Source organism: Monashia sp. HAY1-2A (assembly GCF_056755315.1).
The window spans coordinates 1-229 of sequence record NZ_JBNDHY010000540.1; the positions used below are offsets into that span (position 1 = coordinate 1).

1 protein-coding gene is annotated in these 229 nt (G+C 68.6%); it reads right to left on the reverse strand.

Annotated elements, in window-relative coordinates:
- Positions 1 to 16: 16 nt before the first annotated feature.
- On the reverse strand, positions 17 to 151 hold the full coding sequence (locus ACPYOM_RS23015; protein ID WP_481347744.1) for a hypothetical protein: 135 nt from the start codon (positions 149 to 151) through the stop codon (positions 17 to 19).
- Positions 152 to 229 lie beyond the last annotated feature (78 nt).

A 229-nucleotide genomic window follows, 5' to 3' on the forward strand; every position in this document is an offset into this window, starting at 1 on the left:
TCCGTCGTCGGCAGCGTCAGATGTGTATAAGAGACAGCGGCGTGGACGTACCCGACGCCCCGCGCTGAAGGGCCTGTGGGCCGGGACCGGCCGTGGCGCCCTCACCACGCCATGGCTGGTTCCTGTCTCTTATACACATCTCCGAGCCCACGAGACGCGTAGTAACGGGGGGGGTGGGGGTTTTTTTTTAAGAAGGGGGGGGGGGGGGGGGGGGGGGGGGGGGGGGGGG